Origin of the sequence: Mycolicibacter terrae (genome assembly GCF_010727125.1) — a bacterium.
GTDB classification, from domain to species: Bacteria; Actinomycetota; Actinomycetes; order Mycobacteriales; family Mycobacteriaceae; genus Mycobacterium; species Mycobacterium terrae.
This window is the reverse complement of record NZ_AP022564.1, coordinates 3,242,148-3,265,730: the sequence shown is the minus strand read 5'-3', so window position 1 is coordinate 3,265,730 and position 23,583 is coordinate 3,242,148. Positions and strand designations below refer to the sequence as shown.

Genomic DNA, 23,583 nt, shown 5'->3' with positions numbered 1-23,583 from the left:
GACCCGCCGCGGGTCACTTCGCGGCGACGGTGAACCCGTGCATGATCGCCTCAACTTCGGCGGCCTGTTTGGACGCCTCGTCGTTGAAGCCGGTGACCGCCAACTGCACCAGATAGCGCTGGTCGGCAGGCGCCGAACCGGTGGCGATCACCATCCGGAACCAGCTGTGCAGGCGCTGACCGTCCATCTCATGGGTGCCCTGGACCATCGACGACGGGAAGCCCTGGTAGTCCTCGTTGGAGGCGTCGAGCAGCCGGAATTTCGGCGAGAGCTGGGCGTCGACCACCCCGTGTTTGATGGCCTCGCGCGAATCGAAGTCGCCGGTGAGTTTGACCACGCTCAGGATCGCCCGCGGAAGCTTCTCGCCTTTGCCGATGACCAGTGTGGTCGCCGGCAACGTCGGGCTCTCCTTCTTCGTCCAGCCCGGCGGTGTCGGGATCGACACGGTCAGGTCGGTCAGTGCGTTGGGGGCCATCGCCTCGGCGGCCACGCCCTGGTCTTCCAGGTAACGGCCCACCGTCACCGGCGCCTGCGGCTCCTCCGACGTGGTGGTGGAGCTACCGTTAGTCCAAATCGACTGGTAATCAGGGGCTTTGGCGCCGCATCCGGCCGCTGCGCCGACCAGCGCCGCGCAGGCCAGCGCCGCGGTGCACGCCCGGGCGGCCCGGCGGATCACAGGATCTCGCGGACCGCGTCAATCGGGCGGGCCAGCCGGGTTCCGTTGTCGGTGACGACGAACGGCCGCTGGATCAGGATGGGATGGGCGGCCATCGCGTCGAGCAGTTCGTCATCAGAGGCGTCAGCAAGGTTCAGCTCGGCGTACACCGCCTCGCCGGCGCGCACCGCGTCGCGCACCCCGATCCCTGCGGCGCGGATCATCTCCGCCAGCTCCGCACGCGAGGGTGGGTCCTTCAGGTACTCCACGATCGTCGGCTCGATGCCGTTGTCGCGCAGCAGCTCCAGGGTCTTGCGCGAGGTGGAGCAGCGCGGGTTGTGGTAGATGGTCCCGTCGGTCATTCAGGCGTCTCCGTCGAAAAGTCCGGTCACCGAGCCGTTTTCGAACACAGCCCGGATCGTACTGGCCAGCAGCGGGGCGATCGACAGCACGGTCAGCTGCGGGAACAACTTGTCCTCGGTGATCGGCAAGGTGTTGGTGACGATCACCTCGCAGGCACCCGAGGCCGCCAGCCGCTCGGCGGCCGGGTCGGACAGCACCCCGTGGGTGGCCGCGATGACGACGTCGCGGGCGCCGTCCTCCCGCAGCAGGTTCACCGCCGCCGCGATGGTGCCGCCGGTGTCGATCATGTCGTCGATCAGCACGCAGGTCTTGCCCGCCACCTCACCGACGACCCGGTTGGACTTCACCTGGTTGGGCACCAGCGGGTCGCGGGTCTTGTGGATGAAGGCCAGCGGCACCCCGCCCAGGGAGTCCGCCCACTTCTCGGCGATGCGCACCCGGCCGGAGTCGGGGGAGACCACCACGACGTCGGAGTTGCCGTAGTTCTCCTTGATGTAGCCGATCAGCAGCGGCTGGGCGCGCATGTGGTCGACCGGGCCGTCGAAGAACCCCTGGATCTGGTCGGTGTGCAGGTCCACGGTGACGATCCGGTCGGCGCCGGCGGTCTTGAGCAGGTCGGCCACCAGGCGCGCGGAGATCGGCTCGCGGCCACGGTGCTTCTTGTCCTGGCGGGCATAGGGGTAGAACGGCAGGATCGCGGTGATCCGCTTGGCGCTGCCCCGCTTGAGCGCGTCGATCATGATCAGCTGTTCCATCAGCCACTTGTTCAGCGGCGCCGGATGCGACTGCAGTACGAAGGCGTCGCAGCCTCGCACCGACTCCTCGAAACGCACGAAGATCTCGCCGTTGGCAAAGTCGCGGGCGGTCTGCGCGGTGACCGGGACATCCAGTTCTTTGGCGACCTGATCTGCCAGCTCCGGGTGCGAGCGACCAGCGAAGAGCATCAGGTTTTTGCGGTTGTCTGTCCACTCGTGGCTCACGTGCTGCCCCCGCCGTTGGAGATCTGGGAAATTGGTCGAGTTAACTCGGGCCTTATGGTACGTAGCCCGATGTGTGATTTCGCCTCGGGCTGCCTCAACGCGACCAACATCACGATGGCTCGTCGGGTTGATGCGTGCCCGGTCCGCCGGACGCGCGGGCCTTCTCGGCCGCTTCGGCGGCCGGGGTGCCGGGCCGCTTGTGCTGTACCCAGTTCTCGATGTTGCGTTGCGGGCCGGCCGACACCGCCAGCGCGCCCGGCGGCACATCGTCGCGCACCACGGTGCCGGCGCCGGTATAGGCGCCGTCGCCGATGGTGACCGGCGCGACGAACATGGTGTCCGAGCCCGTCCGGACGTGCGAGCCGACCGTGGTCCGCCGCTTGGTCTGGCCGTCGTAGTTGACGAACACGCTGGAGGCGCCGATGTTGGAGTGCTCGCCGATGTCGGCGTCGCCGACGTAGGTCAGGTGCGGAACCTTGGTCCCGGTGCCGATGGTGGAGTTCTTGGTCTCGACGAACGCCCCCAGCTTGGCGTCGGCGCCCAGCGTGGTGCCGGGACGCAGATAGGCGAACGGCCCGACCGTGGCGCCGGCTCCGATCGACGATGAGGCGGCGTGGCTGCGGATCACCGATGCGCCGTCGTCCACCGTGACGTCGGTCAGGGTGCTGTCCGGCCCGACCTCGCAGTGCGTGCCGATCCGGGTGTTGCCGAGCAGCTGGGTTCCGGGTGCGACGGTGGTGTCGCGCCCGATGGTCACGTCCACGTCGATCCAGGTGGTGGCGGGGTCGACGACGGTGACACCGGCCCGCTGATGGGCGGCGATGAGCCGGTGGTTGAGTTCGGCGGCCAACGCGGCCAGCTGCACCCGGTCGTTGACGCCGGCCACCAGGGCGGCGTCGTCGACATGACGGGCGCGCACCGGTTGGCCGTCGCCGCGCACGATGCCGATCACGTCGGTGAGGTACAGCTCGTGCTGGGCGTTGTCCGAGCCGAGCCGGCTCAGCGCCGAGCGCAGCGGCGTGATGTCGAAGGCGTACACCCCGGCGTTGACCTCGCGGATCTCCCGCTGGGATTCGGTGGCGTCGGCCTGTTCCACGATCCCGGTGACCGTGCTGTGGGCGCCGTCGTGCTCCCGCAGGATGCGTCCGTAGCCGGTGGGGTCTGCCAGGGTGGTGGTCAGCAGGGTGACCGCGGCCGGGGCGCTGCGGTGGGTGTCGACCAGCGCCTGCAGCGTTGCGGTGTCCAGCAGCGGAATGTCACCGGAGGTGACGACGACGGCGCCCGCGAAGTCCTCCGGCAGCGCCGACAGTCCGCACAGCACCGCGTGCCCGGTGCCGAGCTGCTCGTCTTGCAGAGCGATGTCGATGCGGCAGCCCAGTGTCTGCGCCAGCTCGGCGACCGAACCGGCGGTGCGTTCGTGGGCGTGGCCCAGCACCACCACCAGGTGGCGCGGGTTGATTCCGGCGGCCGCGCGCAGGCAGTGCGACAGCATGCTGCGCCCGGCCAGGGTGTGCAGCACCTTGGGGGTGTCGGAGACCATCCGGGTCCCGGCCCCGGCCGCCAGCACTATGACCGCGGCCTCCTGGCGCGTGGGTGCGTGTTTGTCCGTCGACACGCCGCCTAGCCTGTCATTCTCGGCACGCTCGCGGCAAAGGGTGGGCAGAGAAACCCGGATCGGGAAGCTCCGTCGCCAGGACTCGAACCTGAACTATCTGAACCAAAATCAGAGGTGCTGCCGATTACACCACGACGGATGGAGTGCATGAAGACTCTACCGAACTGGATATCCTGGGTATCGTGGCTGCTCTGGACAGGGATGGTAGGCCTCCGCGGGCCCGGATGACCGGCAGCGAACGCCGTCACCAACTCATCGAGGTCGCCCGGTCGCTGTTTGCCGAGCGGGGCTACGAGGGCACCTCCATCGAGGAGATCGCACTGCGCGCCAATGTGTCCAAACCGGTGGTCTACGAGCATTTCGGCGGCAAGGAAGGGCTGTACGCCGTGGTGGTCGACCGGGAGATGTCGGCGTTGCTGGACGGCATCACCACGTCGCTGACCAAATCCACCAACAATCAGTCGAGGCTGCGGGTCGAACGGGTCGCGCTGGCGCTGCTGACCTACGTCGACGAGCACACCGACGGTTTCCGGATCCTGATCCGCGATTCCCCGGCGTCGATCAGCTCCGGCAGCTATTCCACCCTGCTCAACGATGCGATCGGCCAGGTGTCGTCGATCCTGGCCGGCGATTTCTCCCGGCGCGGCCTGGACCCCGAGACCGCGCCGCTGTATGCCCAGGCGTTGGTCGGTTCGGTGTCGATGACGGCCCAGTGGTGGCTGGATGTGCGCGAACCCAAGAAGGAAGTGGTGGCCGCGCACCTGGTCAACCTGTGCTGGAACGGCCTGTCGCACCTGGAGGCCGATCCGGCCTTGCACGACGAATAAGGCATGTACCCCAACGCAAATCGGCGCCCGGCCCAGCACCGCCTAGAATTGTCCGCATCATGACCGCAACGGGGCTCGCACCTGTCCAGACCCCGATCGCGGGGCTCGTCGACGCCGCACTGAGCGCGCCGACCTTCGCCGATCTCATCGCGCACGCCGGTGACCGGCCGGCCGAGCTCAACCTGGTCGGCCCGGCCGCGGCCCGGCCCTTCGCCGCCGCCGCGCTGGCCCGCAACAGCGCGCTGCTGGTGGTCACCGCCACCGGCCACGAGGCTGACGATCTGACCAGCGAACTGCGTGGGGTCTACGGCGACACGGTGGCGCTGTTCCCGTCCTGGGAGACGCTGCCGCACGAGCGGCTCTCACCCGGCGTGGACACCGTGGGGGCCCGGATGCTGCTGCTGCGCAGGCTGGCGCGGCCCGACGACGCCCGGCTGGGGCCGCCGCTGCGTGTGGTGGTGACCACGGCCCGTTCGCTGCTGCAACCGTTGATCCCGGAGCTGGAGGCGATCGAACCGGTCATCCTGGCCGTCGGCGACGAGACACCCTTCGAGGCGGTGATCGCCCGGCTGGTCGAGCTGGCCTACACCCGGGTGGACCTGGTCGGCAAACGCGGCGAGTTCGCGGTGCGCGGCGGGATCCTCGACGTCTTCCCGCCGACCGCCGAGCACCCGGTGCGCGTCGAGTTCTGGGGCGACGAGATCACCGAGATGCGGCCGTTCTCGGTGGCCGACCAGCGCTCCATCCCCGAGATCGAGGCAGGCACCGTGGTGGCGGTGGCGTGCCGGGAGCTGCTGCTCACCGATGACGTGCGGGCCCGGGCCGCAGCGCTGTCGGCACAAGCACACGACCGGTCGCACGTCGACGACAACGCCGTCACCGGCACCGTCGGTGACATGCTGGCCAAGCTCGCCGAGGGCATCCCGGTCGACGGCATGGAGGCGCTGGGCCCGGTGCTGCGGCCCGGCCGTCAGGCACTGCTGACCGACCAGCTCGGCGCGCGCACCCCGGTGCTGGTCTGCGATCCGGAGAAGGTACGCGCCCGCGGCGCGGACCTGATCAAGACCGGCCGCGAATTCCTGGAGGCGTCCTGGTCGGTCGCGGCGATCGGCGGCGACGCGCCGATCGACATCGAGCAGCTGGGTGGATCGGGATTCCGTGAGCTCGACGAGGTTGCCGAGGCTGCGACGGCCGCGGGACATCCGTGGTGGACGTTGAGCCAGCTCTCCGACGAGGCGGCGATCCAACTCGACGTGCGCCCGTCGCCGTCGGCGCGCGGCCGGCAACGCGATATCGACGAGATCTTCGCCATGCTGCGCGCGCACACCGCGACCGGCGGCGCGGCAGCGGTCGTGACCCCCGGCGTCGGTACGGCGAGACGGCTGGTGGAGCAGCTCGCCGAATCCGACACCGCGGCAACCTTGTTGGAGCCCGGCGCGGCACCCAAGCCCGGCGTGGTCGGGGTGCTGGCCGGTCCCCTGCACGAGGGTCTGGTGATCGCGGGCGCGAACCTGGTCATCGTCACCGAGACCGACCTGACCGGCAACCGGGTCGCCGGACCCGAGGGCAAGCGGCTGGCGGCCAAGCGCCGCAACGCCGTCGACCCGCTGGCGCTGACCGCCGGCGACCTGGTGGTGCACGACCAGCACGGCATCGGCAAGTTCGTGGAGATGACCGAACGCACCGTGGGTGGGGCGCGGCGCGAATATCTGGTGCTCGAATACGCGTCGGGCCGGCGGGGCAGCGCGGGCAACACCGACAAGCTCTATGTGCCGATGGACTCCCTGGACCAGTTGTCCCGCTACGTCGGCGGGCAGGCCCCCGCGCTGAGCAGGCTCGGCGGCAGTGACTGGAGCCAGACCAAGACCAAGGCCCGCAAGGCGGTGCGGGAGATCGCCGACGAACTCGTCGCGCTCTACGCGAAGCGCCAGGCCGCACCCGGACACGCCTTCGCCCCGGACACCCCGTGGCAGGCCGAGATGGAGGACGCGTTCGGGTTCACCGAGACCGTCGACCAGCTCACCGCCATCAGCGAGGTCAAGGCCGACATGGAGAAACCGGTACCGATGGACCGGGTGGTCTGCGGCGACGTCGGTTACGGCAAGACCGAGATCGCGGTGCGGGCGGCGTTCAAAGCCGTCCAGGACGGCAAGCAGGTCGCGGTGCTGGTGCCCACCACGCTGCTGGCCGATCAGCACCTGCAGACGTTCGCCACCCGGATGGCCGGGTTCCCGGTCGTCGTCAAGGGCCTGTCCCGGTTCACCGACGCCGCCGAGTCCAAAGCGGTGATCGACGGGCTGGCCGACGGCGGTGTCGACGTGGTGATCGGCACCCATCGGCTGCTGCAGACCGGGGTGCGCTGGAAAGACCTCGGCCTGGTGATCGTCGACGAGGAGCAGCGGTTCGGCGTCGAGCACAAGGAGCACATCAAGGCGCTGCGCACCCACGTCGATGTGCTCACCATGAGTGCCACCCCGATCCCGCGCACCCTGGAGATGAGTCTGGCCGGCATCCGGGAGATGTCGACGATCCTCACCCCGCCCGAAGACCGCTACCCGGTGCTGACCTACGTCGGCGGCCACGACGACAAGCAGGTGGCGGCCGCCCTGCGCCGGGAACTGCTGCGCGACGGCCAGGTCTTCTACGTGCACAACCGGGTCAGCTCCATCGACGCGGCCGCCGCCCGGGTGCGCGCGCTGGTGCCCGAGGCCCGGGTCGCAGTCGCGCACGGCCAGATGCCCGAGGAACTGCTGGAGACCACCGTGCAGGGCTTCTGGAACCGCGAGTACGACATCCTGGTGTGCACCACGATCATCGAGACCGGCCTGGACATCTCCAACGCCAACACGCTGATCGTCGAGCGCGCCGACACCTTCGGGCTCTCCCAGCTGCACCAGCTGCGGGGCCGGGTGGGCCGCAGCCGCGAACGCGGCTACGCCTACTTTCTCTACCCACGGGACACGCCGCTGACCGAGACCGCCCACGATCGGCTGGCCACCATTGCGCAGAACAACGAACTCGGCGCCGGGATGGCGGTGGCGATGAAGGACCTGGAGATCCGCGGCGCCGGCAACGTGTTGGGGGTGGAGCAGTCCGGGCACGTCGCCGGGGTGGGGTTCGACCTGTATGTGCGGTTGGTCGGCGAGGCCGTAGAGGCCTATCGAGCGGCGTTCAACGGCGAGACGGTCACCACCGAGGAGGTCAAGGACGTCCGCATCGACCTGCCCGTCGACGCTCACCTGCCGCCGGAGTACATCAACTCCGACCGGCTGCGGCTGGAGGCCTACCGGCGGTTGGCCGGCGCCCTCGACGACGCCGCCATCAACGCGGTCGTCGACGAGCTGACCGACCGCTACGGGCCGCTGCCCGAGCCGGCGGGCCGGCTGGTCGCGGTGGCCCGGCTGCGGCTGTCGTGCCGCGCAGTGGGCATCACCGAGGTCTCGGCGGCGTCGGCGACAACGCTGCGGCTGGCCCCGATCACCCTGGCCGACTCCGCCCAGTTGCGGCTCAAGCGACTGCACCCGTCCGCCAGTTACCGCGCCACCACGGCCACCGTGCAGGTTCCGATACCGCGGGCCGGCGGTGGTGTCGGCGCGCCCCGCATCCGCGACGTCGAACTGGTCCAGATGGTGGCCGATCTGATCTCGGCGCTGGACGGCAAGCCGCGGGGCCTCATCGACGTCACCGGCGCGGTGCCCGCAGTACGGTAACCACGATGACCGTCGTCCTGGTCGACCCCCGCCGGCCGTCGCTGGTGCCGGTTGAAGCTCTCGGGCTGCTGGCCGGTGAGGTCGTCTACACCGAAGAGCTGCCCATCGCGGTGCCCTGGTCCCTGCCGGCCGCGCGATCGGTGCTCTCCGGGCCCTGCACCGACGTCCCGGTGCTGCTGTCCTCGGACCGCAACCATCCCGACGTGGTCGCTCGTCTGGCAGCCGGGGAGGCACTGATCGCCGCACCGGACGCACCGGCGGGGGAGCGGCTGATCGACGCGGTCGCGATCATGGACCGGCTGCGCACCGCCGGCCCGTGGGAGAGCGAGCAGACCCACGATTCGCTGCGGCGGTTCCTGCTCGAGGAGACCTACGAGTTGTTCGACGCGGTCCGCAGCGGGGATGCCGAGGAATTGCGCGAGGAGCTCGGCGACGTGCTGCTGCAGGTGCTGTTCCACGCGCGTATCGCCGAGGACGCCCCCGAGCACCCGTTCGGCATCGACGACGTCGCCGACGCGCTGCTGCGCAAGCTCGGCAATCGGGTGCCCGCGGTTCTTGCCGGGGAGGAGATCTCACTCGAAGACCAGGTGGCGCAGTGGGAGGAACGCAAAGCGCTGGAGAAGGGCTCCAGGAACTCGATCATGGACGACCTGTCGACCGCCCAGCCGGCGTTGGCGTTGGCCCAGAAAGTGCTGCAGCGCGCCGCACGCGCCGGCCTGCCCGCCGAGCTGGTCCCCGGCCCGGTGACCACCGTTACCGTCTCCGCCGCTGTCGATGCGGAAAACGACTTGCGCACAGCGGTTCTGGAGTTCATGGACACCATTCGCGCCGTCGAGACGAAGATCGCCGCGCAGCGGCGCGGCGGAAACGATGTCCTCGACGATCCCGCTCCGCTGGGCGAGGTCAGCGAGCAGGAGTGGCGCCGCCACTGGCCGGCGCCGGACGAGGGGGCTCCCGAACCGCCCGCGGTGCCCGATCCGGCTCAGGACGGGAAGTAGATCACCTGGTTGGCGAAGAGCGCGGCCGGCTCGCTGATGTGGTTGGCGGCCGCGACGACCGACGCCCGGGTGTCCAGATCGGCGTCGCCGTATTCCTCGCGGCACAGTGACACCAGGGTGTCCCCGGCGATGTGGCGGCGCCGGTTGAGCCCGGGGACGATGAGTACCTGGCCCGGGGTCGGTTCGGTGTTGGTGGGCAGGTTGTTCGCCAACGCGATCACCGTCGCGAGGTGATCGTCGCCGTACCACCGGGCGGCCAGCCCCGCCAGGCTCTCCCCGTCCACGACCGTGTGGTGTCCCACATCGGACAGATCGGGGATGTGCAGCCAGCTGCCCTGCTGTATCTCCCGCTGGGCGACGCCGTTGACGATCTCCCAGATCAACTGCACGTTGGTGTCGTCGGTTCCGTAATACTGCTGGGTGATCCCCTTGCGCGATGCGGTGGAATCCGGCGTGGTGACGAAGTGCCGGTACGTCACGTAGGGGATCAGCAGCTCTTGTCCCGACAAGATCAGGTCCGGGTTGGCGAGGTGGTTCTGCCTTGCGATCACCGGGTACAAGGTGCTGTCGCCGTACTCGCGCCGGGCCAGGGCGAACAGAGTGTCGCCCGGCTGGACTTGGTAGGTCTTCACGGTTGTTATTCCTTCCTATCGGACGCTAGGGAATCCGCAGTACCTGCCCGACCCGGATCAGGTCGGGATCATCGATGCGGTCTCGGTTGGCGATGAACAGCCGCTGCCACAGGTTGCCGTCGCCGTAGCGGTCCTGCGCGATCGTGAACAGGGTGTCGCCGGAGACGACGCGGTGCAGGGAGAAGCTGTGGAATGGCTCGCCCAGCAGCGGGCGACCGAACGTCAGTGGCACCGACACCGTGAAGTCGTTCTCGGGCAGCCCGCTGGGGTTGTCCGAGTGGACGATCAGCATCCCCTCCGCGGTCGCGGGCACGGGGTAGCTGACCGGGAAGTCGAACAGGGTGTAACCGAATCCGGTGTCCGGCACGAACATCGGCGCGACGGTGGCCAGTACGGTGCCGTTGCGGTCGGTCAAGCTCGCCGACCCGACGACGCCTTCGACCGCGCCCCCGAGCCCGCACAGGACGAAGCTGTCGCCGACGATGTCGAACGGTTGCGGACTGCGAACCGCCAGTCGCGGAATGTCGAGCATGGCAGGAATCCTTTCCGCCGGTAGGGACACTGCCATCCTGCAGCGGATCCCGCGGGTGCGCACGGGTAGTGGGCTACTCCATTCCCGCCCCGCGCCGGCCTTCATCGACCGGGACCGCGGGCGGTTTTCGGGTAGTCGGGTACTCGTGCCACGGCCCGCCGCCGGGGTGGAGCATCGGTTGCGACCGGAGATACCCGCCGACCGCTCGGTCCCGGGGCCGGGCGATCAGAGGGAGGCACGGCCATGCCGATGTGGATCGAAACAGCAGGCGCCGCGGCGCCTTTCCCGGTATCGCTGGCTGACCGCCGGTGCCACCTGGCGAACTACACCAAAGATTCCATCCCGTCGGTCAGCGTGCGCAGCGATGTCATCGCCTACGCGTCACCGGACTCCACGTACGCGGTGACCAAGAGACTCTTCGACGCCGCCACCCGGTCGATCCTGATCGGAATCTACGATTTCTCCGCCTCTCACATGAAGCAGCTGGTGCTCGACGCGCTGGCCCGCGGCGTCCGGGTGTCGCTCATGCTCGATATCGACAGTGCCGCCGAGAAAAGGCTTTTCGGCGAGCTCGTCGATATGGGCGTGGTGGGCGTATCCGCGCCGTCCTGCGCCAATCCCAGCGTCCACGTCTTCGCGTCCTCGCACGAGAAGGTCATCGTGATCGACGACGAATGGACGCTGGTGCAGAGCGGCAACTACAGCAGCAATTCCATTCCGCTCAACGAAACCGACGGCAGTGGTGGGGCCGCGTTCCGCACCGGCAATCGAGACGCGGGCCTGGCGATTCGCTCCCCGGAGCTGGCCGAGCTGTTCACCGGCATCCTGACCCGAGACATGGCCCGGGTGACCGCAGATGCCGGCCAGGCGCTCGGCGAGCCGCCGGACCAGCCGATGATCCTGGTGGAACGAGCACCGGCGCATCGCCCATCGAAACTGTTTCCCAGCCGCGTGTTCCAGCTCGACGCCCCGTTGACTATTCAGCCGGTGCTCAGCCCCGACAACTACCTCGACGTCGTACCCGCCCTGATCCGAACCGCAACGAGATCCATCGTCATCGAGCAGCAGTACATCAAGGCTGACCAGCCGAGTGTGCGCCTCCTCCTGGACGCCATCGCCGCTGCGCGTCGACAACATCCGACTTTGGATGTGCGGATCGTCCTCGGCAAGCTCTTCGACCGGGGCGATCTGCCGCGCGAGCACCAGAACCTCGATGTGCTCGCCGAGGACTACGACCTCAAGCTGGACGCCAATATCCGCTATATCAACACCGATCAGCTGGTGCACTGTCACAACAAGATGATCGTGATCGACGGCGCGGCGGCGTTGGTGTCCTCGCAGAACTGGTCCGATTCCGCGGTCACCAAGAACCGTGAGGCCGGGCTGTGGGTGCCGCACCCGGGCATCGCGCAATACTTCGAGGCGATCTTCGAGACCGACTGGGACAGTGCGTTCACCAGCCCCGAGCAGGGCCTCGGAGAGACGCCGGTGACGCGTGCCGCGCTCGGCGCCGGCGGGTTCATCCGCGTCGAACCCGCTGACTACCAAGAAGTGTGAGGCGGCAGCCCCGGTTTCGGGTAGCCGGCTACTCGTGACCCGAGTCGGCGACGGCGCCCAGCATGGGTGATGTCCACCAATGAACGCTCCACAGCGGGGCGCCTGAACACGAAGGAGGGTGTCATGCACGGATACTGCGGTTGTTTCATCGTTCCCAAGGATGTGCTGGAGGAACTCGCCGCCGACAAATCCCTGTCCGCCCGGTCCCGTCAAGCGTTACGGGACACCGGTGCACTCGAGCCGGTGTGGCGTCAACTCAGGACCGCGCAGATCCGCGCCGCCCAGGCCGGCATGCTGTCCACCGGTGGGGTGATCGCCAACAGGCTGGCGTCGCAACCGGAAGCGACGGTGTTCAACTGTAAGAACACCCGGTCGCTGCCCGGCGCCCCGGTTCTCAACCCGGACTCGTCGTCGGACGCGACCGCCGGCCGCGCCTACGAAGAGACGCTGGCGGTGGCCGACTTCTACGCCCAGTGCTTCGGACGCAACTCGGTCGACAACGCCGGCATGACCCTGGTGTCGTCGATCCACTACGACGTGCATTACTCGAACGCCTTCTGGAACGGCACCCAAATGACCTACGGCGACGGCGACGGCGAGGTGTTCGTCGATTTCACCGCGTCGACCGACGTGATCGGACACGAATTGACCCACGGCGTCACCCAGTTCACGGCGGGCCTGAACTACACCAACGAGGCAGGCGGCCTCAACGAGAGCGTTTCCGACGTGTTCGGCACCATGTTCCGGCAGTGGCGGAAGAACCAGACCGTTGACCAGGCCGACTGGCTCATCGGAGCCGACATCATCGGCCCGAAAGCCGCCGCGAAGGGTTACACCTGCCTTCGCGACATGGCCGATCCCGGCGCACAGCACTGTCTGTCCCGGCAGCCGGCGCACTACCGCGACTACGTGCCGGGCGGCGATCCGCACACCAACAGCGGCATACCCAATCGCGCGTTCTACCTCGCCGCAAAGGCCATCGGCGGACAGTCGTGGCAGAAGGCCGGCAAGGCGTGGTATGCGGCACTCACCAGTCCCAAAGCCACTCCCAACATGAAGATGAAGTCATTCGCCAACCTGACCCGGTCCGCGGCCAAATCCTTGTTTGCGGCGGATACCGCTGTATACAGTGCGATTGACGCCGCATGGGAGGCGGTCGGCATCGCGTAGCTGAAGCGAGGCAGGCGATGAATGAATACGTCATCGAACGGCGCGGCGGCCTGGCCGGTTTGCCGGCGTCCGGCCGGGTTCGGGCCGACGCGCTGAACCCCGACGCGCGGATCGAGCTGGACCGCCTCATCGACAGCACGGCGTCGTTGCCGAGGGATTCCGGCGCTGATCGCTACATCTATGTGGTGACGCGCCGGACGCCGGCGGGGGAGACCCGCCGGGAGATACCCGAAAGCCTGTTACCGCAGTCGGTGACAAGCCTGGTGCGAGAAACGATCTAGCGCGCCCGAGGAGCACCGATGATCACCCTTGAACGACCCGTCGGTGAAGCCGACGATCACGAGGCGCCCGCCGGAGATCACTCGGCCGATCTCGCCGGCGTGCCCAGATCGTTACGCGTCCTGTTGGCCGGGTGGGTCGGCGCCGATGCCGCACTCATCATCGGATTGGCGTTTTGGAATGCCACGCTGACCAGCACCGCGTGGGACCTGATCGGGACGGCGCTGTTGAGCGCAATCGGCATCACCTGCGCGCTGGCATTGGTTCAGATCGCCAAGGGATCCCGCGGTGCCGCGCTGACCGCGATGGTGAGCCAGGTCTTCGTCGCGGGCCTTGCTGTCTATGTATGGATGGTCGATCAGCGCAGCCCCCAGAGTCAGCTGATGGGCGTGACGGGCATCGCGTTGGCGATGGGCGGTATCGCTCTGCTGTGGGTGCTCTACCTGGGCCGATACGCACGCGGTGCGTTCAGTCGGGGCGCAGCTGTCGCTGTCGCGCTGTTCCCGTTGGTGGGTCTCGCCCAGTTCTGGATGCAGACCGAGTACCTGCCCGGCTCCGCCCGTCCGGTCCTCGACGTCAGCACTGAGCTGTCGCCGACGGGCTCGACCGGTCCGATCGTCCACCTGTTGGCGAGAGTGACCCTGCACAACCGTGGTTCGGTTCAGACGGAGATACATGCGGGATTGATACGAGTGATCGCCTACCCCGTCGGAACACCCGCAGAACCGGCCACCACCGAACACCTGCTCGCCGGGCTGTCTCCGCTGGGGCGCGCGCTGCGAGGGGAGTACCGTGAAACCCCCAATCTGCCCGCCGATGCTCAGCTGCTCTACGCCAATCTGTTCGCCGCCCCGTACGAGGGCGCTTTTCTCTCTCCCGGCGAGACGTCTGAGTACAAGCTGGTGATCGACATCGACTCGCGCAAGGTCCGGTTGGCACGCCTCTCGGTGAGCGGGGTTTTCGTCACCCACCGGGTGCTCAAGGACACCCGTACCTGTTACCCACCCCAGATCTCTTTCGCGCGCGACCCGATGGCGTTCTTCGATGAGGCGGGGAAGGTTCACGACTGGGGCGTTGTCAGAGCGGGCGTGCTGTGCATGGAGAGTCAATTCGCCTCGACAGGCGCAATTTCGGACCTGGTGTCGGACCATCCGATCTCGCGGGTGTTCGTCATGGTCGAACCCCCGTTCTCCGCAGCTGATACGCCGGTGCTGATGACGTTCTACGGCACCCGGGAAAGCCTCGAAGATCCGTTCCGGCACCTCGACACGATGACCCAGATCGACAAGGCCTATCCGACCGCCATCGCTAGCAGTTCGGCGGAGTATGTGCCGTCGGACGCCGACGTTCACCCGGGTGCGCGTTAGCGACGGAAGACGGGTAGGCCGCTACTCGTGCCGGCCGGCGGCAGCCAGGCAGATGCTGGACGTGGACGCCCACCGCCCGGAGGGATAAGCGCCATGACCCGATCACTTGGCACACGTGCGAATACGGACACCGACACAGTCGTCCGCTGGATGGACGCCGGTACGGCCCGAACCGATCCGGAGCCGACACGGCTGTCGGCCATTCAGCCGGCGAAACGACGGCTGCACGCCGCCTGGCGCGAAAACGCGCAGAGCCGGATCGTCGAGCTCGATGTCGAAGTCGACTGTCTGATCGATCAATTGGGAAGCGCGATGTCCGCCGCCCAACGACGCCGGCTGCTCGAGGCGAAGGGCAGGCTGCGCGCTGCTAACGCGATCGTCGAACGCCGCCCGGGACTGCGATACGCGTGGACGGGGGTCGATGTCGCGCGGGCGATGGCCCACATCAATGCGGTCGAAGTCACGCTCACCCGCCTGTCGCCGCCGAACACCGTCGCCGCGAAACTGCCCGATATCATCGCCCACGCAGCCCTGCTCCTCAAACCCCACGATGCCCGCCTGGACGACCTGCGGCACTACGCCGCGAAACCGGCCCTGACCGACGAGGACCGCGGCCCCATCGCGCATAACGTGCGGGCGATCTACGCGGCGTGCGCCGACGAACACGTCCGGACGCGCAGCTTTCGCAATCTCCTTTTCGGAGCCACCCTCGTGCTCACGCTGTTCGCTGTCGGGATCGGCCTACTCGGCTGGTGCGCACCGGGCTGGTTCATGCTGTGCGCTCCCGCCCATCCGACGGTGGCCACCTGTCCCACCGGCGGATCGGCACCGACCGGCGGCGACGTCTTCCTGGTGGAACTCATCGGGCTGTTCAGCGCCGGCCTGATGGGGTCGGTCGCGATTCGCCGAATGCGTGGCTCGTCAACGCCATACGCGGTTCCGATGGCCTCGCTGCTGGTGAAGTTGCCGAGCGGCGCGCTGACGGCGTTGGCCGGATTGCTGCTGGTGCGCGCCGGTGTCCTGGGCCCGGACGTCGCCGCCGCCGGTACAGCTCAGCTCGTCGCGTACGCGCTGATCTTCGGCGGCTCGCAGCAAGCCTTCACCAGGCTGATCGATATCCAAACCCAGAATGTGCTCGACAGCATTCCCACCCCGAACCGTGACGCGGCCAAACCCCGCAACGGCGCGTCCCGTCCCGATCAGGAGGGGCCGTGAGCCGCCGCGCCGTCAGAGCGTGGTCTGGATCGGCGATGCCGGGGTGGCCGCCATCGCGTCGAGTACCGCGATGTTCCGCGCGATATCGCGGCTTTCCCGATCGGCGATCTCGCGGACGAGTGCCTCGGACACGGCGGTCAGCGCGGGCGCGTCGAATACCGACACCACCTGCCCAGCGACCCAGCGATCGCGGACCCTGATCGTTGCGCCGCGCGCGAACACCGGTTCCAGCGCCAGCAACGAGGCGAAGCGCCACGCGCTGTCGCGCATCACCCGCACCGCCCCGTTGATCGCCAACAGCTCGCTGGATGCCAACATCGCATACAGATCGCCCAACGCCGGCGACAACTGATTCAGCCGGGCGACGACATCGTTGACCTGGCCGGCCAGCACAGCGTTGATGGTGTTGAAGTCGTTGCGCAGTTTCCAGACCTCGGGCCCGGGGGAAATCTGCGCCGCAGAGATGCCGAGATCAAAGGCGATATGTGCGGTGACCCCGGCGACCAGGTGCTGCAACAAGATCGGCTCTGCCATGGGCGCGGCCGCGAAAACCGCCCACCACGAGCGGGTCGGCCCCGGGAACCGCTGCGGATGGAAATACCCGTTGAGTGCGTCGAGATAACGGTTGGCGAAGGCGACGTCGAACCGCTCCATTCGGGGTCCGTCCTCGAACGCATCCTGGGCCACGGCCGTTCGCACCGCGATGGTGATCCGTTTGTACAGTGCCGCAAAGTACCCCAGGCGGTTCGACGCACCGATCGACCAGTCGACGACGGCATCGATGGCGTCGACCACCTCGTCGAGTGTGGTGGCGGCGGGCAACGGATCCGGGGGGGAGGGGATTGGGCTCATCGTCCGAGGATCCGCCGGCCGAGTCGGGGCGCCTAGCGTAGTCGACTACTTAAATTCCCGGCGCTCGCTCGGGGCGCCGCGAGGCGGGTACTGCACTACTCGCGTCACCGGATGCCGTGCGGACCTAGCGTCGTCGTCGAGCACGAAGAGGAAGGAGAGGCGATGTCTTCGAACAATCCGCTCTGGCTGCCCGACGTGCTACGCGCAGAAGGGCTCGACGTCGTCGAGTTCCCCCGATGGCGGTTCTGCGGCCACGGTGACTTCACCGACATCTGGGGAGTGATCTGCCACCACACCGGTGCCGACGAGGCTCCGCCGGAGCGCATCGCGGCCGGCACAGCCGCTCTGACCGGCCCGCTCGCGCAGCTCCACGTCGCTCAGAACGGCACCGTCACCGTCATCGCGGCCCGAATCGCACGGCACGCCGGGCCGGGGCGTTATCCCGGCCTGCCCACCGACGAGGCGGATCGGCACACGATCGGTATTCGGGCGGTGAACACCGGCACCGAAGGCTGGTCGCCGCCCCAGTACGACGCGCTGGTGCGGTGCTGTGCTGCCATCCTGCGCAAGCTGGGCCAGCCCAGCTCTCACGTGATCGGTCACCGGGAGTGGAACCCGCGCAAATGGGACCCGGGCGCACTCGATGTGGACCGCTTGCGTTCCGACGTCGGGGCCCGACTGCCGTCACGTCGACCCCGGCGCGAAAGTTCTGATGTCGCAGCCGAATAACTGAGGTAGCGCCGTACGCTATGCGCGGGATACCGGCCGTTTCATGATCGGGGCAGGAATACCACACCGAGATTGGAGTCGACATGCCCACGAAGAAAGCCGGATCGAAGACGCTGGCCACGACCGCAACGCGTCCCCACGTCAACCCGGCCGCGGCGCGACCAGCTGCGGCCAACGGAAATGGCACCGCCCGGATGGTCCTGGGTGCCTCGGTCGGTGACAACCCCCTCGGTCAGACGCCCCCCGCCATTGCCGAGAACGGCGGTGCCCGGGGTGGCGCAAATGCCTACGGCGCCTTCTCGATCGAAACCTTCGCCGACGCCGGTTCGCTGATGTACACCCACGAGGATGCCGCCGGCTTCCTCGGATACGTGGGTAAGTTCACCGCGCCGAACTTCTGGTACAAGGACGGCAATGTCCAAATCTGGTCTTACTACGAAGACTTGGACAATTGGCAGGACACCTACGGAATGGACGCGGTCAACGTCGCCTACCATTCCGGACACGGCGGCCGCCGCGCGGACGGAAGTGTGTGGTTCCCGCTGGGCGGCAACTGGAACAACCAAGGCACCAATGCGTGGGCCGGCAACATGCGTCTGGGCAATGAACGCGCCAACTACCTGTTCTGGTCCACCTGTTTCGCCTGCCCCGTGTATGCCCCACTGAACCCGATCATCACCTGGAACTCGGCGAATCTGGGCTTCCGCATGTTGTTCGGCTTCGAGACCACCAGCGTGGACAACGGCAACTACGGCAAGTACTTCTTCGAGGAGTGGAACAAGGGCAAGTCGTTCAGCACCGCCTGGATGGATGCCAGCTGGCGAATCTCGCACGGCCAGGTGCCGTCGGTCGTCGCCTGCGGCGCAACCCAGGCCGAAGCCGCCGACCGCCTCAACAATGAACGCATCTTCAACTTCGGCCACGTCAGCAAGAACTGGTGGCAGTGGCGCTGGTATTACGCGTCCAGCCTGGCGCCGGCGAATCTGAATACGCGCGAACGGCAACTCGCCGTCCCGGCCGACCTTCGCGGCGCGCGACTGCGGCCGATCGAGGTCAACGCGAAACTCCTTCGCTCGGCGGTTGATCGCTTCGGTTTGCGCGTCAGCGTCCCTCGCGAGGTGACGGTGTCCGCCACCGGCGCGCTGCGGATCGGCGATGGCGATTCGCGGCTGGCGTTCGGTGCCGACGGGTCCGTCGAAGCCCAACTCGACCACCACGACTACACCAACCGCAACCAGATTCCGATGAGCCAAGCCGCGGCGATCGCCGCCGAAGCTCTGGGTCTGTATGGGTTGACGCGCGATGCGGAGTTGGTCTTCGACAAGGTCCAATACGCCGCCGAGGCCGGCGGCAGCACCCAGGGCGACGGCGAGTTGCTGGACCCGGTGGTGACCGGCACGACCGTTCAGTTCAGACAGATCATCAACGGTCTGCCGGTGATTACTCCCGGTGCCGGCGAGGTCCGGGTGTCCGTCGACAACGACGGCAAGGTCACCCGGGTTGCCAGCTCGGTCCGCGCGGTGGACGGGCTCACCCGTGGCGTCGGCGGCGGCGGCCCGACGCCGACCCCGGACGGCGCCGAACAGCCCGCCGTGGTGGGGGCCGACCAGGATCCGGTGGAGCAACGCCTCGGGGCATCGTGGGCGCAGCATCTGGCCCGCTGGGCGTCCAAAGGCCAGATGCCGGTCGGCTACTCACTGGTGCCCGGCACCACCGAAGTCGGCTACGCGGTGCAGCTCGACCAGGCGGTCTTGGTGGCCACTCGCGAGATCGAGGTGGACTTCGGCAACGGCTTGCTGAAGCGCTACCGCGTTGAGGCGCCGCTGGGATAGCCTCTCGTCGCCCTCGACCGGACCCGGGTTCGCGCTAGGCGAACCCGGGTTCGTCGTCGGATCGCCTACTGCGCGACCGCCCGGACGTCGACGGTGAAATGTCTCAGCGCACCGGCGGTGCCCTCCCAACTCCTGTAGTACGTGAACCGCAGGGTGCCTTCCCCCGGTGCGAGCACGGTGAGGTGAAAGTACATTTCGCCTGCAGAACCCGTTGTCGCGGTGGGGTAGTCGCCGCGTGTGTCGGTGAGTTCGAACAGTCGTTCATCAAGACTGTCAACGCCCCAGCGGTAACCCGCTGGGGCGTTTTCAGGCAGTCGAATCTCGATCGTGTCGCCGACCCGCACCTGGATCCTGCGGCCGTCGTCGCGTTCGGTCAGGCTGATTGCCATATCGAATTATGCCTCGCGATCAGAGTGCCACTCCGTAGCTTTCGTTGTAGAAGGCGCCGTTGATGTACTCCGGGCTCGCGTAGCCGAAACCGTCGTCGCCCCACCCGGTGCCCCAACTGTTGCGGATGATGAAGCGCCCGTCGCCGGTGTAACCGACCACCGTGACGGCATGGCCGCCGCGGACCGTGGCGGGCTGGAATTCATCCAGCTTGCCGCCCGTCGTCGCTGCGTTGTCCCACGTCGCATCGACATTGAGACCCACCAGGATCGGCCCGTGCTGGCTCACCCAGGAGCGCCAGTTGTCGAGATTGCGCTGCAGGTTGAAGTACGACGCGATCTTGTGCGTCGCGGCCGTGGCGTAGAAGGTGTTCTCGTTACCGTCATACATCGCGGTGTTGATCTTGAAAGGCAGCATGGTCTCCGGTACCGCGCCGTAGTTGCGCAGCACGTCGACTGCCGCCTTCAGCGTGGTGCCGGCGCCTTCGATCATCGTCTCCGGCCGCGAGGTGAACTGATCCGTCTCCTTGGACGCCATCCAGGCGAAGCGCGGTGACAGCTTCGCCGTCTTCGCCAGCCTGCCGGCCGTCACGAACATGTAGCGCGCCACCCCGTCGGTCGACGCCCAGCCGACACAGGAACCGGTGTTGCCCTGATCGCCGATACCCCACCAGGAGTCGCGCAGATCGACGCTGGCCGGCAGTGCAGCCGGGGCGCCGAGGACCCCCGCGGCCAGCGCGTCGGTGAACTTCCAGTCGGTCCTCATGCTCTCTTCCGGCGTGGGAACCAGATTGCAGATCCGCTTGCGTTCCCCGCGCCGTGTTGAAACCTTTGCCATCTCACTGACCTCCGTCTGATTGGGTCGGGTGCAATACCCGCGTACGCTCCCAATCTTCGTGAGCGCTAAAGCGATACAGCACGAGTAGTGAACTACCCCATTTCGCGGGGGGAGAGACCGATCAAGAGGCGAGACCGGCGGCTGCGGTGATGGCCCAGGTGATCTCCGGGTGTCTGATGTCGCTGTGGGCTCCGCTGAAGGCCGATTGGTTGGCGGCGATGACGCCATTGGCATCCAATGCGTAGAACTTGTGGGAGGCAAAGTCATACGGGCTGTCGGGCTCGCCGAGCTGAACGGCCTTCGCAGCGGGATCGTTCTGGTATCCGTCATGCCCCATCGCGCCCCAGCGGTATACCAGGTCCTCGGCGGCCTGCGCGTCCTGGCGTGCCAGCATGCTGGCGGCGGGATACCACCAGCCGACCGCCCGGTCGGCCCGGCTGAACGTGGCCAGCAGGGGACCGTCGACGCGTGCCTCGCAACCGGCGAGCCCGCCGGGCCGGCGGCTGTCGAAGGGGAGCGAGGTGGCGAAGGTGAAGTGCGAGAACGCTCCTTGGACCAGGGTCAGGGATTTGACGGGGCTGGCTTCCTGCGTCGGGGGGTCGGGCAGGCCGGCGAGGGCGTAGGAGACCAGCCGGGCGCCGAAGCTGTGGCCGATCAGGTGGATGCGCGGGGACCCGGCGGGCCCGCCGAGGCGACCCAGCAGCGGACCCAGCCCGACTTGGCCGACCACCCCGGCGCGGTTCTTCATTTCGTAGTAGCTCAGCGTGCGTAACACCTCTCGCGCGCCCGACCACAGCCCGGCGAACGGATTGCCCAGCCCTTGCGCATTGCCGGTGCCGGCGGGTGCCATCGCGGCGGCGTGGCCCAGCACGGTGGCGGTATCGTTCGTCGGGTCGGTGCACAGTAGCGCCGCTTCACCGGTGTCCTCGCTGCCCTGCGGCTTGGTGGTGACGAGATCGCTGGCCAGGGCGTGGAATTCGATGAGTTTGTCGGGGTCCTGGGGTTGGTCGTCGAGCAACAGCCCCAACGTGTCGAGGTGACCCTGTTGGTCGGGGAAGGCCGGGGCGAGTGCGGCGGCCAGTTGTGCCCCCGTGGACGGCACCGGCGCCGCGGTGGCCGGGTCGTCTTCGGGAAACAGCAGTGACGGCCACATCACGCCGACGGCCGCACTGGTGGCGGTGTGAGCGCCGAGCTGATCCGCCAGCAGCGAGAACATCGCCTGATAGAGGTCACGCGCGGAGTCCACGCCGTTGTTCCAGCCGTGCGAGAAGACGAACAGGTCGGCGATGCCGCCGGCCGCGACCGCGGCGGGCAGGCCACCGTCACCGTGTCCGGTCTCCGTGTTCAGCGCGCCGTCAGCGTTGAAATCCACTTCGTAGTAAGGCAATCCATTTATGGTAGTCATCTCGTTCCTTCCCGATCCTAAGTGCTGGACAGGGCCCGGAGCAGGTTGATCAGGCCGGAGCCCTGAAAGAATTGGTGCCGGCCGAGGTCGGTCGCGGTGTCGATGAAGATCTGCTTGACGCGTTGCGGCTGGCCGATGAACTCGGTGCGCGCGGACAGGAAAGCGGCGATCGCACCGGACACATGGGCGGCCGCCATCGAGGTGCCGCTGTCTTCGATGTAGCGCGCCAGCTCGGACGGATCCGAGGCTGAGGCCTCCAGCGGCGGAACCCCGGCTGCCTGTTTCCCGGTCGCCGCGGAGGTGATCCGTTCGCCGGGCGCCACCAGTTCGGGTTTGAGCCGCCCGTCGAGTGTGGGGCCTTTCGACGAGTCGAAGGTCACCCCGAAGGTGTGGGGCCGATAGCGGTGTACCGAACCGACCGTGATGGCCGAGGCGGCGTTGCCGGGGTCGGTGATGGTCGACAGCTGCCCGTACACGTCGCCGCCGGCGGAGGCGGTCGCGGCGCCGACGCCGGCCCCGACAACCCCGGCGCCCAGGTTGCCGGCGCTGACGACGGCGACCACACCGGTTCCGACCAGGAGGTCCAGCTCCCGGCAGAGCGGGCTTTGCCCGGCGGCGTAATCCCTGATGAGCCAGCCGCAGCCGAGCGACAGGTTCACCCCGTGGATCACCAGATCGCGGCCGCCGGCGTTGACCGTGCGCACGTAGTCGAGCGCGTCGATCACCGCACTGGAGAGGGTCTGTCCGTCCTCATCGAGCACCCGCAGGCTGACCAGGTTCGCCCCGGGAGCGACGCCGGACAGGGCGGCACCGGGAGGTAGGTCTCGCTGAACCCAGCGCGGCAGCCCTTGGGCCGTCGGCTCATTGGCGGCGATGCGGAGCATGGCCTGATCCGCGGGGGCCTGGCCGGCGATGATGCCCGCGACATGGGTGCCGTGCCCGAACGGATCCGTCAGTGGGGACGATCCGGTGGAGGAACCGGCGGGGTCGGTGATGGTGAAATCGTGGTGCAGCGACGCCACCGAACTCGCCGACAGCGTGGCGGTGCCGGTGAAATGCGGGTGGCCCGCGTCGATTCCGGAATCGATCACCGCCCAGATCACACCGGTGCCGTCGCACCGGAACGTGCGTGAGGCGGCATCCGCCTGGATGGTCGTCACCGACCGGTCCAGATGAGCGTTGACCACGAAATCCGGCCAGACGTGGTAAATCAGATCCAGGGCGCGCTCGGTGGCGGCTTTGCTGGGCCGGGTCCCGCCCCGCACAAGTCGCTCCACCTCGGCGGGGGCCAACGTGCATCGCATGTAGTGCCGGCCCACGGGCACCGGCCGGGGCGGTCGATTGCGGGCCCGAAAGACGTGCGCGAACAGGTCGAGGAACTGGTCTCGGACCGTCTTGGGTTCCGCCCCCGGTCCCAACCGCAATTCGACGAGAACCACCCGGCGGCCCTGTTCGACGGAGCGCACCGCCCGATCCGCCTCCGGGGGCACCTCGTCCACCGGGGCGAGCAACAGCTGGCTGACCATCGGCCTGCGGCGGGGTCCCCGGGACTCTGAACCGGCGGTCATGGCCGGGGCCCCCGAGCCCGCCGCGACCCGCCCGCGGCGTGGCGGATCAGGACGCGCAGTCGTGGCGACATCC

The 23,583-nt window shown here is 67.9% G+C and carries 21 protein-coding genes and 1 tRNA gene; 10 read left to right on the top strand and 12 right to left on the bottom strand.

Annotated elements, in window-relative coordinates:
- Nucleotides 1-13 precede the first annotated feature (13 nt).
- The 5 genes from G6N23_RS15435 to G6N23_RS15415 form a co-directional block, all read right to left on the bottom strand.
- Complete coding sequence (locus G6N23_RS15435; protein WP_085262530.1) at nucleotides 14-676, bottom strand: LpqN/LpqT family lipoprotein; 663 nt, start codon at nucleotides 674-676, stop codon at nucleotides 14-16.
- Complete coding sequence (gene arsC, locus G6N23_RS15430; protein ID WP_085262529.1) at nucleotides 673-1,017, bottom strand: arsenate reductase (glutaredoxin); 345 nt, start codon at nucleotides 1,015-1,017, stop codon at nucleotides 673-675. Before arsC ends, G6N23_RS15435 begins: the two co-directional genes overlap by 4 nt.
- Entirely contained in the window at nucleotides 1,018-1,998 is a 981-nt protein-coding gene (locus G6N23_RS15425) for a ribose-phosphate diphosphokinase (protein WP_085262528.1), read from the bottom strand.
- Nucleotides 1,999-2,107: 109 nt separating this feature from the next.
- Nucleotides 2,108-3,538 carry a bifunctional UDP-N-acetylglucosamine diphosphorylase/glucosamine-1-phosphate N-acetyltransferase GlmU gene (glmU, locus tag G6N23_RS15420; RefSeq protein WP_234808724.1) on the bottom strand — a complete coding sequence of 477 codons (1,431 nt, stop codon included), beginning with the start codon at nucleotides 3,536-3,538 and terminating at the stop codon, nucleotides 2,108-2,110.
- Nucleotides 3,539-3,680: 142 nt separating this feature from the next.
- Nucleotides 3,681-3,752, bottom strand: a tRNA-Gln gene (locus G6N23_RS15415).
- 85 nt (nucleotides 3,753-3,837) lie between these two features.
- On the opposite strand from G6N23_RS15415, the gene G6N23_RS15410 reads away from it, so the two are divergent.
- From G6N23_RS15410 to G6N23_RS15400, 3 genes are read left to right on the top strand one after another with little or no spacing between them, the layout of a single operon-like run.
- Nucleotides 3,838-4,440 carry a TetR/AcrR family transcriptional regulator gene (locus tag G6N23_RS15410; RefSeq protein ID WP_085262526.1) on the top strand — a complete coding sequence of 201 codons (603 nt, stop codon included), beginning with the start codon at nucleotides 3,838-3,840 and terminating at the stop codon, nucleotides 4,438-4,440.
- Nucleotides 4,441-4,499: 59 nt separating this feature from the next.
- Nucleotides 4,500-8,150 (top strand): transcription-repair coupling factor, encoded by a 3,651-nt coding sequence (gene mfd / locus G6N23_RS15405; RefSeq protein ID WP_085262525.1) that lies wholly within the window; start codon nucleotides 4,500-4,502, stop codon nucleotides 8,148-8,150.
- 5 nt (nucleotides 8,151-8,155) lie between these two features.
- Nucleotides 8,156-9,148, top strand: a complete 993-nt coding sequence (locus G6N23_RS15400) for a nucleoside triphosphate pyrophosphohydrolase (protein ID WP_085262524.1) — start codon at nucleotides 8,156-8,158, stop codon at nucleotides 9,146-9,148.
- On the opposite strand, the gene G6N23_RS15395 is transcribed toward G6N23_RS15400, so the two are convergent.
- Together G6N23_RS15395 and G6N23_RS15390 are read right to left on the bottom strand one after the other, a co-directional pair.
- Nucleotides 9,133-9,780: a LysM peptidoglycan-binding domain-containing protein gene (locus tag G6N23_RS15395; RefSeq protein ID WP_085262523.1), complete on the bottom strand. Its 648-nt coding sequence runs from the start codon at nucleotides 9,778-9,780 to the stop codon at nucleotides 9,133-9,135. The two genes, G6N23_RS15400 and G6N23_RS15395, sit on opposite strands and share 16 nt — an antisense overlap.
- Nucleotides 9,781-9,805: 25 nt before the next feature.
- On the bottom strand, nucleotides 9,806-10,312 hold the full coding sequence (locus G6N23_RS15390) for a LysM peptidoglycan-binding domain-containing protein (protein ID WP_157997512.1): 507 nt from the start codon (nucleotides 10,310-10,312) through the stop codon (nucleotides 9,806-9,808).
- A gap of 243 nt (nucleotides 10,313-10,555) precedes the next feature.
- Between G6N23_RS15390 and G6N23_RS15385 the strand changes: the two genes are divergently transcribed.
- From G6N23_RS15385 to G6N23_RS15365, 5 genes are all read left to right on the top strand, one after another.
- Nucleotides 10,556-11,869, top strand: a complete 1,314-nt coding sequence (locus G6N23_RS15385; protein ID WP_085262521.1) for a phospholipase D-like domain-containing protein — start codon at nucleotides 10,556-10,558, stop codon at nucleotides 11,867-11,869.
- A gap of 123 nt (nucleotides 11,870-11,992) precedes the next feature.
- The gene (locus G6N23_RS15380) at nucleotides 11,993-13,039 is read left to right on the top strand and encodes a M4 family metallopeptidase (RefSeq protein ID WP_085262644.1); all 1,047 of its coding nucleotides are present in this window, start codon (nucleotides 11,993-11,995) and stop codon (nucleotides 13,037-13,039) included.
- 17 nt (nucleotides 13,040-13,056) lie between these two features.
- Nucleotides 13,057-13,320 (top strand): protealysin inhibitor emfourin, encoded by a 264-nt coding sequence (locus G6N23_RS15375; RefSeq protein WP_085262520.1) that lies wholly within the window; start codon nucleotides 13,057-13,059, stop codon nucleotides 13,318-13,320.
- 18 nt (nucleotides 13,321-13,338) lie between these two features.
- The gene (locus G6N23_RS15370) at nucleotides 13,339-14,685 is read left to right on the top strand and encodes a hypothetical protein (protein WP_085262519.1); all 1,347 of its coding nucleotides are present in this window, start codon (nucleotides 13,339-13,341) and stop codon (nucleotides 14,683-14,685) included.
- A gap of 150 nt (nucleotides 14,686-14,835) precedes the next feature.
- The gene (locus G6N23_RS15365) at nucleotides 14,836-15,900 is read left to right on the top strand and encodes a hypothetical protein (protein WP_085262518.1); all 1,065 of its coding nucleotides are present in this window, start codon (nucleotides 14,836-14,838) and stop codon (nucleotides 15,898-15,900) included.
- A 12-nt stretch (nucleotides 15,901-15,912) separates the two neighbouring features.
- Here the strand turns inward: G6N23_RS15365 and G6N23_RS15360 are convergent, their stop codons facing one another.
- Nucleotides 15,913-16,752, bottom strand: a complete 840-nt coding sequence (locus G6N23_RS15360; protein ID WP_085262517.1) for a DUF5995 family protein — start codon at nucleotides 16,750-16,752, stop codon at nucleotides 15,913-15,915.
- 162 nt (nucleotides 16,753-16,914) lie between these two features.
- On the opposite strand from G6N23_RS15360, the gene G6N23_RS15355 reads away from it, so the two are divergent.
- A complete protein-coding gene (locus tag G6N23_RS15355) occupies nucleotides 16,915-17,481 on the top strand; it encodes a peptidoglycan recognition protein family protein (protein WP_085262516.1) in 567 nt (188 codons plus the stop codon).
- An 83-nt stretch (nucleotides 17,482-17,564) separates the two neighbouring features.
- Complete coding sequence (locus G6N23_RS15350) at nucleotides 17,565-19,313, top strand: DUF6345 domain-containing protein (RefSeq protein ID WP_085262515.1); 1,749 nt, start codon at nucleotides 17,565-17,567, stop codon at nucleotides 19,311-19,313.
- Between the two features lie 65 nt (nucleotides 19,314-19,378).
- Here G6N23_RS15350 and G6N23_RS15345 read toward each other — a convergent pair whose 3' ends face one another.
- From G6N23_RS15345 to G6N23_RS15330, 4 genes are all read right to left on the bottom strand, one after another.
- Entirely contained in the window at nucleotides 19,379-19,702 is a 324-nt protein-coding gene (locus G6N23_RS15345) for a protease inhibitor I42 family protein (RefSeq protein WP_085262514.1), read from the bottom strand.
- Nucleotides 19,703-19,721: 19 nt separating this feature from the next.
- On the bottom strand, nucleotides 19,722-20,465 hold the full coding sequence (locus tag G6N23_RS15340) for a C1 family peptidase (protein ID WP_085262513.1): 744 nt from the start codon (nucleotides 20,463-20,465) through the stop codon (nucleotides 19,722-19,724).
- 193 nt (nucleotides 20,466-20,658) lie between these two features.
- Nucleotides 20,659-21,942, bottom strand: a complete 1,284-nt coding sequence (locus tag G6N23_RS15335) for a serine/threonine protein kinase (RefSeq protein WP_085262512.1) — start codon at nucleotides 21,940-21,942, stop codon at nucleotides 20,659-20,661.
- Nucleotides 21,943-21,959: 17 nt separating this feature from the next.
- On the bottom strand, nucleotides 21,960-23,468 hold the full coding sequence (locus G6N23_RS15330) for a S8 family peptidase (protein ID WP_085262511.1): 1,509 nt from the start codon (nucleotides 23,466-23,468) through the stop codon (nucleotides 21,960-21,962).
- Between the last annotated feature and the right edge of the window lie 115 nt (nucleotides 23,469-23,583).

What these genes read in the sequence shown, in the direction of transcription:
- G6N23_RS15360 (WP_085262517.1), bottom strand. Translation starts at nt 16,752, where the DNA reads ATGAGCCCAATCCCCTCCCCCCCGGATCCGTTGCCCGCCGCCACCACA.
- mfd (WP_085262525.1), top strand. Translation starts at nt 4,500, where the DNA reads ATGACCGCAACGGGGCTCGCACCTGTCCAGACCCCGATCGCGGGGCTC.
- G6N23_RS15375 (WP_085262520.1), top strand. Translation starts at nt 13,057, where the DNA reads ATGAATGAATACGTCATCGAACGGCGCGGCGGCCTGGCCGGTTTGCCG.
- G6N23_RS15340 (WP_085262513.1), bottom strand. Translation starts at nt 20,465, where the DNA reads ATGAGGACCGACTGGAAGTTCACCGACGCGCTGGCCGCGGGGGTCCTC.
- G6N23_RS15390 (WP_157997512.1), bottom strand. Translation starts at nt 10,312, where the DNA reads ATGCTCGACATTCCGCGACTGGCGGTTCGCAGTCCGCAACCGTTCGAC.
- G6N23_RS15380 (WP_085262644.1), top strand. Translation starts at nt 11,993, where the DNA reads ATGCACGGATACTGCGGTTGTTTCATCGTTCCCAAGGATGTGCTGGAG.
- G6N23_RS15355 (WP_085262516.1), top strand. Translation starts at nt 16,915, where the DNA reads ATGTCTTCGAACAATCCGCTCTGGCTGCCCGACGTGCTACGCGCAGAA.
- G6N23_RS15400 (WP_085262524.1), top strand. Translation starts at nt 8,156, where the DNA reads ATGACCGTCGTCCTGGTCGACCCCCGCCGGCCGTCGCTGGTGCCGGTT.
- G6N23_RS15410 (WP_085262526.1), top strand. Translation starts at nt 3,838, where the DNA reads ATGACCGGCAGCGAACGCCGTCACCAACTCATCGAGGTCGCCCGGTCG.
- arsC (WP_085262529.1), bottom strand. Translation starts at nt 1,017, where the DNA reads ATGACCGACGGGACCATCTACCACAACCCGCGCTGCTCCACCTCGCGC.
- G6N23_RS15370 (WP_085262519.1), top strand. Translation starts at nt 13,339, where the DNA reads ATGATCACCCTTGAACGACCCGTCGGTGAAGCCGACGATCACGAGGCG.
- G6N23_RS15365 (WP_085262518.1), top strand. Translation starts at nt 14,836, where the DNA reads ATGGACGCCGGTACGGCCCGAACCGATCCGGAGCCGACACGGCTGTCG.
- G6N23_RS15335 (WP_085262512.1), bottom strand. Translation starts at nt 21,942, where the DNA reads ATGACTACCATAAATGGATTGCCTTACTACGAAGTGGATTTCAACGCT.
- glmU (WP_234808724.1), bottom strand. Translation starts at nt 3,538, where the DNA reads ATGGTCTCCGACACCCCCAAGGTGCTGCACACCCTGGCCGGGCGCAGC.
- G6N23_RS15345 (WP_085262514.1), bottom strand. Translation starts at nt 19,702, where the DNA reads ATGGCAATCAGCCTGACCGAACGCGACGACGGCCGCAGGATCCAGGTG.
- G6N23_RS15330 (WP_085262511.1), bottom strand. Translation starts at nt 23,468, where the DNA reads ATGGTCAGCCAGCTGTTGCTCGCCCCGGTGGACGAGGTGCCCCCGGAG.
- G6N23_RS15350 (WP_085262515.1), top strand. Translation starts at nt 17,565, where the DNA reads ATGCCCACGAAGAAAGCCGGATCGAAGACGCTGGCCACGACCGCAACG.
- G6N23_RS15385 (WP_085262521.1), top strand. Translation starts at nt 10,556, where the DNA reads ATGCCGATGTGGATCGAAACAGCAGGCGCCGCGGCGCCTTTCCCGGTA.